This is a genomic window from Glaciecola sp. HTCC2999, assembly GCF_000155775.1.
In the GTDB taxonomy this organism is placed as follows: Bacteria; Pseudomonadota; Gammaproteobacteria; order Enterobacterales; family Alteromonadaceae; genus Opacimonas.
In genome coordinates, this window is record NZ_DS989814.1 from 30,950 (window position 1) to 40,164 (window position 9,215).

The 9,215-nt window shown below is 39.5% G+C and carries 12 protein-coding genes; 4 read left to right on the forward strand and 8 right to left on the reverse strand.

The window, feature by feature from the left end; all coding sequences use genetic code 11:
• Positions 1-11: 11 nt before the first annotated feature.
• Positions 12-497: a 16S rRNA (cytidine(1402)-2'-O)-methyltransferase gene (gene rsmI, locus G2999_RS12325; protein ID WP_010181437.1), complete on the reverse strand. Its 486-nt coding sequence runs from the start codon at positions 495-497 to the stop codon at positions 12-14.
• Positions 498-582: 85 nt separating this feature from the next.
• Between rsmI and G2999_RS09570 the strand changes: the two genes are divergently transcribed.
• The 4 genes from G2999_RS09570 to G2999_RS09585 are packed head-to-tail and all read left to right on the forward strand — an operon-like array spanning position 583 to position 4,100.
• Positions 583-2,493 (forward strand): penicillin-binding protein activator, encoded by a 1,911-nt coding sequence (locus G2999_RS09570; RefSeq protein WP_198006105.1) that lies wholly within the window; start codon positions 583-585, stop codon positions 2,491-2,493.
• The gene (locus G2999_RS09575) at positions 2,471-2,839 is read left to right on the forward strand and encodes a YraN family protein (protein ID WP_010181433.1); all 369 of its coding nucleotides are present in this window, start codon (positions 2,471-2,473) and stop codon (positions 2,837-2,839) included. The genes G2999_RS09570 and G2999_RS09575 overlap by 23 nt, the downstream gene beginning before the upstream one ends.
• Before the next feature lie 38 nt (positions 2,840-2,877).
• Positions 2,878-3,468 carry a phosphoheptose isomerase gene (locus G2999_RS09580; RefSeq protein ID WP_010181431.1) on the forward strand — a complete coding sequence of 197 codons (591 nt, stop codon included), beginning with the start codon at positions 2,878-2,880 and terminating at the stop codon, positions 3,466-3,468.
• Between the two features lie 44 nt (positions 3,469-3,512).
• Positions 3,513-4,100, forward strand: coding sequence for a BON domain-containing protein (locus G2999_RS09585; protein ID WP_010181429.1), 588 nt, complete (start codon positions 3,513-3,515; stop codon positions 4,098-4,100).
• 8 nt (positions 4,101-4,108) lie between these two features.
• Here the strand turns inward: G2999_RS09585 and G2999_RS09590 are convergent, their stop codons facing one another.
• The 7 genes from G2999_RS09590 to rplM form a co-directional block, all read right to left on the reverse strand.
• Complete coding sequence (locus tag G2999_RS09590) at positions 4,109-4,588, reverse strand: ClpXP protease specificity-enhancing factor (RefSeq protein ID WP_083781717.1); 480 nt, start codon at positions 4,586-4,588, stop codon at positions 4,109-4,111.
• 49 nt (positions 4,589-4,637) lie between these two features.
• Positions 4,638-5,270 (reverse strand): stringent starvation protein SspA, encoded by a 633-nt coding sequence (gene sspA / locus G2999_RS09595; protein ID WP_010181425.1) that lies wholly within the window; start codon positions 5,268-5,270, stop codon positions 4,638-4,640.
• A 95-nt stretch (positions 5,271-5,365) separates the two neighbouring features.
• Complete coding sequence (locus G2999_RS09600; protein WP_010181423.1) at positions 5,366-6,115, reverse strand: cytochrome c1; 750 nt, start codon at positions 6,113-6,115, stop codon at positions 5,366-5,368.
• Positions 6,112-7,377 (reverse strand): cytochrome b N-terminal domain-containing protein, encoded by a 1,266-nt coding sequence (locus G2999_RS09605; RefSeq protein ID WP_010181422.1) that lies wholly within the window; start codon positions 7,375-7,377, stop codon positions 6,112-6,114. The genes G2999_RS09600 and G2999_RS09605 overlap by 4 nt, the downstream gene beginning before the upstream one ends.
• A 12-nt stretch (positions 7,378-7,389) precedes the next feature.
• Entirely contained in the window at positions 7,390-8,010 is a 621-nt protein-coding gene (gene petA, locus G2999_RS09610; RefSeq protein WP_010181420.1) for a ubiquinol-cytochrome c reductase iron-sulfur subunit, read from the reverse strand.
• A 348-nt stretch (positions 8,011-8,358) separates the two neighbouring features.
• Entirely contained in the window at positions 8,359-8,751 is a 393-nt protein-coding gene (gene rpsI / locus G2999_RS09615) for a 30S ribosomal protein S9 (RefSeq protein WP_010181418.1), read from the reverse strand.
• A gap of 11 nt (positions 8,752-8,762) precedes the next feature.
• Positions 8,763-9,191 (reverse strand): 50S ribosomal protein L13, encoded by a 429-nt coding sequence (gene rplM, locus G2999_RS09620; RefSeq protein ID WP_010181416.1) that lies wholly within the window; start codon positions 9,189-9,191, stop codon positions 8,763-8,765.
• Positions 9,192-9,215: the final 24 nt, after the last annotated feature.

A 9,215-nucleotide genomic window follows, 5' to 3' on the forward strand; every position in this document is an offset into this window, starting at 1 on the left:
CGCGTGGGGATCTAAAAAATACTGGTGTAATAAGCATGGTTAAGTTCGCTTATCGCATGTTGTTTCGCTTGTTGTTTAACGGGTAAAAACCCACGAAACATAAATTGGTCGGTAGGTAATCCAGAAGCGGATAACGCGGTAATGGCTGCACATGGCCCTGGTAAAGCAATCACACTATGATCCGCTAATCGACACGCATGTACTAACCCATAACCAGGATCACTGATAAGAGGGGTACCCGCATCAGAAATTAACGCTATCGATTCACCCATTTCTAGTCGTTGGATCACTTTTGTTATCTGCGCTGATTCATTATGATCATGTAAAGCAAACGTTGGTTTATCAATATTGAAGTGTTGCAGCAATACACGACTATGTCGAGTATCCTCGCAGCCTATCGCGCTCACATCACGTAATACATCAAGTGCTCTTAATGTAATATCTTGTAAATTACCAATGGGTGTAGGAACAATATATAAACTACCAGGCTGAGACATAATGCGCGACTTATTAAAATACAGTATGATGCGTATTATACACAAATGTGTAACTTTCATTCACTTGCTTTCTATGGATTTCATTGTGACAAAAACGTTTAGCAAACGAAGTATTCAAAGCACTGTAGTACTGGCATTAATTACGATGCTATGTAGTTGTGGGTCTACCACTTCCCCAACGACTAAGATGGTAGAAAAAAACACCCCCATGGCGCAGGTGATGCAATCCAATACGCTAGAAAACATCTTACAACTAGCTGATTTAGCAGAGCGTCAAAATAAGTTACAACAACGCAATCAATACCTGTTAAAAGGGGCATATTTAGCTGTGAATAATGGGCAATGTGCAGAAGCACATATACTCATAACATCTATATTTACTGAACTCACCGATGATAATCTTGCTAGGGCAAAACTATACCGAGTCATGTGTGCACACCCAGATGATGATTTATTAACACAATTATCATTACTGTCATCACCGACATCAGAAATAGCAATAGCAAAGCAACAATGGCAATTAAAAGCAAACATATTTGAACGGCTATTTAATTATCCTAAAGCTATCGAAGCTCATATTAAAAGTCAGAATTACGATATCCAACATGTATGGCATTTAACTCAACAGCTGTCCAATACTGAATTAACGTTAACCGGAAACAAAGAAATTGATGGTTATTACCGTCTAGCAGCATTACTACGGGAACATGCGCTAGACCAATATGAACTTGCCAGTGTTTTAACACAGTATCAATTTGCTTATCCCAATCATCCTTTAGTTAATAATCTACCAGAAGAGATCATTGGCTTATTACAAATGGACACTCAAGCATTTCAACAGATCGCGGTGCTCTTGCCATTGTCAGGCCGTTTATCTAATCAATCTCAGCAAATCAAGCAAGGCATTTTAGCAGCCTATTTAGCCGCTCAAAGTAATACTGAAAATACACCGACTAAACAAATTTCCATACAGTTTCTAGATACAAATGCATTAGATAATACCGCATTACTGGCGAAGCTATCTGATATTGATGTCATTATCGGTCCACTCTTAAAACCTAAATTGACCTTTATCGCTCAGAATCTTCGTCCAGGACAACAACTACTTGGTCTTAACCGAATTGATACGTTATTAACCCAAAATACAGCGAATACCGAACCCAAAAATCTAAATTCAATCATAGAGACAAATTCAGATATCGTGCCTGAGGTAGCAGATACTACGACAACATTTTTTGCATTAGCGCCGGAAGACGAGGCGATACAAATTGCTCAATTTATGTTTGCTCAACAATATCAGCAGCCGATCCTCATTCATGCACCGGACCGCACAGCGATTCGCATGGCTGAAGCTTTTTCTGACACGTGGCAAGCGCTAAGCCAACAGTCAAATTTAATCACACTTTCCTTTAGTGATAATAAATCAATGCGCAAAGCTATTGGCGATGCACTTGGCGTACAACAAAGCCGTGATCGTATCACGACCTTAGAACGTTACTTAGGTAAAGAGATGTTCAGCGTGACGCGCAATAGAAAAGATATAGATGCTTTTGTCGTATTTGCTAATGCCGAACAAACTGAATTAATTAATCCGATGATTGAAGCGAGTATCATTTCATTTTCAGATGAGTTCCAACCGGTATTCGCTAGCTCGCGCAGTTATAACCATCAATTGAATCAAAACTCATTACGTGATTTGCAAAATGTCATCTTTATCGATATGCCTTGGTTAATTAATTCAAAAGTTGCTCCTGAATTATTGTCACAGTATGAAACTGTGTTTATTGATGCTTCCGCAACCCAAAAACGTTTGTTCGCATTTGGATATGATGCATATAATTTGATCAATAAAATAATGCCTATGCGACAAGTGAAAGGATTAACATTACCGGGATTAACCGGTAACTTAACGATTGATAACAATAATCAAGTGACACGTGTCTTACCCCGTGCCAAAATAACAACGAAACAAATTGAACAAATCAGCGGTGAATAATACCCAAAATGCTTATCATCGTGGTTTAGCGGTTGAGCAAAAGGTGAAAGCCTATTTGATAGCACAAGGTTTAGTTTTCAAAGACGAAAATTTTAGAGCTAAATGTGGTGAAATCGACCTGGTGATGAAAGACCAAGACACTTGGGTGTTTGTCGAAGTGAAATATCGTGCACGACCAACGCATGGAAGTGCAGCTGATATGTTAACGTCGTCTAAACGTGATAAATTAACTAAAACAATGTATGTGTATATGGCTAAGCATTACCTTAACCCTAGTATCATTGACCATCGCATTGATCTATTTGCTGTTGATGGTAATCGTGCTAGATGGCATAAACACGTATAAATATACAATTTTAACTTCAATTACATATCGGATTACTCATGATAGAAAACATCAAAGCAAACTTCACCGAAAGTATTCAAACTAAAATAGCTGCCAGTGAAGTTTTACCAGAAGCAATTGCAAATGCATCAATGATGATGGTTGAAGCATTGATCCGCGGCAACAAAATTTTAAGTTGTGGTAATGGTGGTTCAGCTGGCGATGCACAGCATTTTTCATCTGAGCTATTAAATCGATATGAACGTGACCGACCTAGCCTTCCAGCTATGGCGTTAACCACTGATAGCTCAACTATCACCTCCATTGCTAACGATTACAGCTATGATGAAGTCTTCTCCAAGCAAGTTCGTGCACTGGGTCAACCAGGTGATATATTGTTAGCTATCTCAACAAGTGGTAACTCACGAAATGTCATTAATGCAATGGAAGCTGCATTATCACGTGATATGACTATTGTTGCTTTAACGGGTAAAGACGGTGGCGAAATGGCGGGGTTTTTAGGCCCCAATGATGTGGAAATTCGAGTCCCTTCTAATCGAACTGCGCGTATTCAGGAGGTACATTTATTAGCGATTCATAATTTATGTGAATGTATCGATGATACCTTATTTCCCGATTCAAACGAGTAAATATACGCAACGAACTATTCTATATTTCAACTGAGAGACCGAAAATGACTAATCTGTTACGCAAACCGATAATGAGTGTCAGTATTCTTTTAATATTGTCGGTGTTATCTGGATGTACGGCAATTGTTATTGGTACTGTCGCAACAATAAGTGCAACAGCCAGCCAAGACCCTCGTTCGATTGGTACCCAAATTGATGATACTAATGCTGTAGCCCGTATTTCATTAGCGTTATCACGTATAGAAGGGTTATCAGAAGTATCGAATATCCAAGTGGATGTTTTTAACCGTCAGTTATTGCTAACGGGGACATTACAAGACAACGCATGGCAATCAAAAATTAATGATATCATCAACGACGATCCCTACTTAAGAAAGGCGCATAATCAAATCCGTACAGGAATGACATTAAGCACCTCAATGCAGGCCAAAGATATTCTCATTGCGAATACTATCCGAGCAAAATATATCACCAGTGATGAAATCGAATCAAGTCGTGTGAATGTCGTTGTTTCTGGTGGGGAAGTGTTTCTAATGGGGTTACTTAATAATCAACAAGCCACAAGAGCCGTCGATATTGCACGTAATATCAACAATGTCAAAAGTGTCATCCGAGTATTTGAAATTATTTAGTATTATGCTTATTTAACAACAGTAAAGACAGGGCGTTTCCTGTCTTTTTTTGTTTTAGAAGGAGCATTATCTTTAGGCGTGTCCGTTTTCACCTCTACAAGCTCTTTAGGAGCACTCTGCAGGGTTTCTACCTGATTATCTTCTTCAGGTATAATGATGTCATCGGATTCCTCAGATATGGTGTCAGGCGTAAATACCGTACCGGCACCGTTCTCACGAGCGTATATAGCTAATACCGCACTACATGGTATATCGATATAGTGCGGTTGACCGCCAAAACGCGCTTGAAAACTCACTCCCTCTGGAGACATATGAAAATTCATACAAGCAGAAGGAGAAACATTCAGCACGATTTGACCATCGTTCACATATTGAAGAGGCACTCTGACATTATCCATTGTGGCATCTACGACTAGATGTGGCGTAAGTTCATTATCTACAATCCAATCAAAAAATGCTTTTAGCAAATAAGGTTGATTTGATGTCATCGTCAACTCACTCATGTCAGATATTCTTCTTATACTGTTGTATTAATTATTACAGTGGATTATGTATTTCACGCTCTTGGTCAGTTAATGACGCAACAAAAGAAGAACGTTCAAAGATGCGTTTCATATATGCTAATACTTCTTTACTCCCAGCACCTGTCAAAGTGATGTTTAACGCCGGTAAACGCCATAATAATGGTGCAAGATAGCAATCAACTAAGCTAAATTCTTCTGACATGAAATAAGGTGTTTCCGCAAAAATAGGTGCTAATGATAGTAACGTTTCACGTAAATTATTACGTAATGCTTCTGTATCACCTTCACCACGGAAAATTTGTGCGGCTAATGAATACCAATCCTGTTCAATACGGTGCATCATTAAGCGACTGTTACCACGAGCCACTGGATAAACGGGCATTAACGGTGGATGCGGGAAGCGCTCATCAAGGTATTCCATAATGATGTGAGACTTATATAAGTTAAGATCACGATCAACTAAGGTTGGGAGGGTACCGTAAGGATTTAACTCTAGCATTTCTTCTGGTAAGTTCGTTGGATCAACATAATTAATGTCGACGGTCACGCCTTTTTCAGCTAAGACAATGCGAACTTGATGACTATAGATATCAATCGTATCTGAAAACAAAGTCATGATAGAGCGTTTATTCGTGGCTACTGCCATTGATGTTTCTCCTATAAAATGACGCCGAGCGTACATTTATTTCAACCATTAAAAAAAGGGGCTATTGCCCCTTTTTCGGATTATACATGAATTTTCTACTTCTTCACGTCTCGCCAGTAATCTTTTTTCAATAAATAAGCAAAGACAAAGAATATTAGAATAAAGACTAAAACACCTTTACCGATCTTTTCAGATGATAAACGTGAAGGTTCGCCTGTATATTCTAGGTAATTAACTAAATCTAGAATCGCTTTATCATATTCATCTGGACTTAATTCGCCATTACCATCAGATTTAATTCCTACATACTGAGGTACCATTTCACCATCAATTAATGCGTCTTCATAAGCAATTCGAGGTGTACCTTGAAGTTCCTGTAATACGTGAGGCATACCTACGTTAGGGAATACTAAGTTGTTAACACCAAATGTTTTTGAATCGTCAACATAAAAAGTACGTAAGTAAGTATATAACCAGTCTGCACCACGAACACGCGCAACCAACGTTAAGTCAGGTGGTGGCGCACCGAACCAAGTTGCAGCTGCATCTTGGGGCATCGGCGTGGTGATGTAATCAGTGACTTTTTCACCAGTAAACTGCAAGTACTCTTGACCTAAATCAGCCGGTATACCTAAATCTTCAAACGTACGTGAGTAACGTTGATATTGCTGTTGGTGACAACCTAAGCAATAGTTCATGAAGATACGTGCACCATTTTGTAGTGATGCTTTGTCGGTTAAATCATAATCGGCTTTATCTAGCGGAACTGAAGAGCCCGCCGCTAACGCAACATTTGATAATAAGCTAGGCACCAATAGTGCGATCGCTAATAGTAATTTTTTCATTTAGTGATCCTCTCTGGTACTGGCTTAGTTTTCTCATTTTTACTATATATCCATAGTAACCCGAAGAAACCGAAATACATGACAGTTGCAATTTGAGAAGCAATGATTTTCCAATTTTCTTGAGGTGTACCACCTAAGTAACCAAGGAAAATAAACACAATTGCAAATACGATGAGGTTCCATTTATGTAACCCACAACGATATCTCCAAGAACGTACTGTACCACGGTCTAACCAAGGCATTGCAAATAATGCAGCAATCGCACCAAACATGGCTAATACACCAAATAATTTATCCGGTACCGCTTTGAGGATCGCGTAGAAAGGAGTGAAATACCATACTGGGAAAATATGCTCAGGCGTCTTTAACGGGTTAGCAATTTCAAAGTTAGGATGCTCAAGGAACTTACCCCCCATTTCTGGTGCAAAGAATAAGACATAAGCAAAGCCAGCAAGGAAAATACTAAAGGCAACTAAGTCTTTCAATACGATGTGTGGGAAGAAAGGCACGACATCGTTGGCAATATCATACTTGCTTGTATAATACTCATGGATCTCATAAGGCGTTTTATCTTCTTCAGCTAACGAGCCTTTCTTGTGTTTAATCGCAATGCCATCAGGGTTATTTGAACCGACTTCGTGTAATGCAATGATATGTAAGAACACTAAGATAACGATAACCAATGGAAGTGCAATCACGTGTAATGCAAAGAAGCGATTTAACGTCGCACCAGAGATAACATAATCACCCTGGATCCAAATAACTAAATCAGGACCAATAACTGGAATCGCACTGAATAACGAGACGATAACTTGCGCACCCCAATAGGACATTTGTCCCCATGGTAGTACATAGCCCATGAATGCTTCAGCCATCAATGCTAAGTAAATTAGCATACCAAATACCCATAACAACTCACGAGGCTTCTGGTAAGAACCATAAATCATACCGCGGAACATATGCATGTACACCACGATAAAGAACGCAGATGCACCGGTAGAGTGCATATAACGTATTAACCAACCGTAGTCGACCTCACGCATGATGTATTCAACAGACGCGAATGCTCGCTCAGCTGAAGGTTCGAAATTCATCGTTAACCAAATACCTGTAACAATCTGATTAACTAATACTATTGTTGCTAAAAATCCAAACACGTACCAAAAATTCATATTGACCGGTGCTGGATATTGAATCGCATGCATATTTGCTACGCGCATCATTGGGATGCGTTGTTCAATCCAATTTAATAAACCATTCATAATTATATGCCCTTATGCATCTGAACCGATTAACACAGTGGTATCACTCAAAAATTGATGAGGTGGTACAACTAAGTTTAATGGTGCTGGTACGGCTTTGAACACGCGTCCAGCCATATCGAATTTTGAACCGTGACAAGGACAGAAAAACCCTTCTGGAACCCCTTCTGCATACTCAGAAAATGCACCATCGGTTAAATGCTGTGGTGAACAACCTAAATGAGTACAAATACCCACTAATACTAGGTATTCTTCTTTGATTGAACGATAACGATTTTTCGCATAGGCTGGTTGTTGTTCGTTTTCAGAGTTAGGATCGCGTAAATCACCTTCAACGCCCTCTAAGCTAGCTAAGAGTTCTGGAGTACGTCGCACGATCCAGACTGGTTTTGAACGCCACATGACACGAATCAACTGACCCGGTGCAATACCGCTAATGTCAACTTCAACATCCGCACCAGCAGCTTTCGCTTTGGCACTTGGGTTCCATGAAGCAACAAACGGAACTGCAGCACCCGCGGCACCGATACCACCAATGACGGACGTCGCGACCGTTAGGAACTTACGACGATTTGTGCTTTGGGGCTGTTCATTTGTAGCTGATTCATTTGCATCGTTTGATACATTACTCATCCACTTTTTCTCCAAAATTCGGCTGTTATCTACGCAAGCATAAAAGTTACAAGCTGTATTTATACAACCTAATATAATTTACTGCGCGAAATGGTAAAGAAAAGCCATAATAAAAACAAGTCTATAGTGGCATTTATATACTATTATTGCTTAAGACGTTCGTCTTTAATGGGTAATCACCTTTACAGTGGGCCTATGCAGCATCACTTATAGATATTTATCTATTTTCTTATTAATTTAATACAATTTTTTGACATTGACTGGATATTAATCCAAAAAGCGATGTTTGTTAGATACAAAAATGCCGCTGAAAAGCGGCATTTGATATCGAACTGTAAAACGTAAAAATTAACGTTTTGAGAACTGTGGACGTTTACGTGCTTTATGTAAACCAACCTTCTTACGTTCAACTTTACGCGCATCACGCGTAACGAAGCCCGCTTGACGAAGTGAAGGACGTAAAGTCTCATCAAATTCCATAAGCGCACGAGTGATACCGTGACGAATCGCGCCAGCTTGACCAGAAATACCACCACCAGAAACGGTAACGTATAAGTCAAACTTCTCAGTCATTTCAACTAACTCTAATGGTTGACGAACAATCATTCGAGCTGTTTCACGACCAAAGAACACATCAATTGGACGTTTATTGATTACGATATTGCCTGTACCTGGACGTAAGAAAACACGAGCGGTAGAGCTTTTGCGACGACCTGTGCCGTAATATTGAGTATCTGCCATTGTCTCGCTCCTTAAATGTCTAGTACTTGAGGCTGTTGCGCCGCATGGTTATGCTCAGTACCCGCGTAAACTTTAAGTTTACGGAACATTGCACGACCTAGAGGGCCTTTTGGCAACATGCCTTTAACTGCTTTTTCTAAAACCATTTCAGGCTTCTTAGCAATTAATTTCTCAAATGTAGTATCTTTTAAGCCACCTGGGTAACCAGAGTGTGAATAATAGATTTTATCTTTCGCTTTGTTACCTGTTACTGCGATTTTTTCCGCATTAACGACAACAATATAATCACCAGTATCTACATGAGGAGTATACTCTGGCTTATGTTTACCACGTAAACGTAGCGCGATTTCAGCCGCTAAGCGACCTAATGTTTTGTCTGCAGCGTCAACTACATACCAGTCACGTTGAACTGTTTCTGGTTTTGCAACAAAAGTTTTCATTGTTAAATTCACCCGAATTTGAAT

Excerpts from the sequence above, each read along its gene's own strand:
- G2999_RS09590 (WP_083781717.1), bottom strand. The coding sequence starts at position 4,588 with ATGACATCAAATCAACCTTATTTGCTAAAAGCATTTTTTGATTGGATT.
- G2999_RS09580 (WP_010181431.1), top strand. The coding sequence starts at position 2,878 with ATGATAGAAAACATCAAAGCAAACTTCACCGAAAGTATTCAAACTAAA.
- G2999_RS09605 (WP_010181422.1), bottom strand. The coding sequence starts at position 7,377 with ATGAATGGTTTATTAAATTGGATTGAACAACGCATCCCAATGATGCGC.
- petA (WP_010181420.1), bottom strand. The coding sequence starts at position 8,010 with ATGAGTAATGTATCAAACGATGCAAATGAATCAGCTACAAATGAACAG.
- rsmI (WP_010181437.1), bottom strand. The coding sequence starts at position 497 with ATGTCTCAGCCTGGTAGTTTATATATTGTTCCTACACCCATTGGTAAT.
- G2999_RS09600 (WP_010181423.1), bottom strand. The coding sequence starts at position 6,115 with ATGAAAAAATTACTATTAGCGATCGCACTATTGGTGCCTAGCTTATTA.
- sspA (WP_010181425.1), bottom strand. The coding sequence starts at position 5,270 with ATGGCAGTAGCCACGAATAAACGCTCTATCATGACTTTGTTTTCAGAT.
- G2999_RS09585 (WP_010181429.1), top strand. The coding sequence starts at position 3,513 with ATGACTAATCTGTTACGCAAACCGATAATGAGTGTCAGTATTCTTTTA.
- rplM (WP_010181416.1), bottom strand. The coding sequence starts at position 9,191 with ATGAAAACTTTTGTTGCAAAACCAGAAACAGTTCAACGTGACTGGTAT.
- rpsI (WP_010181418.1), bottom strand. The coding sequence starts at position 8,751 with ATGGCAGATACTCAATATTACGGCACAGGTCGTCGCAAAAGCTCTACC.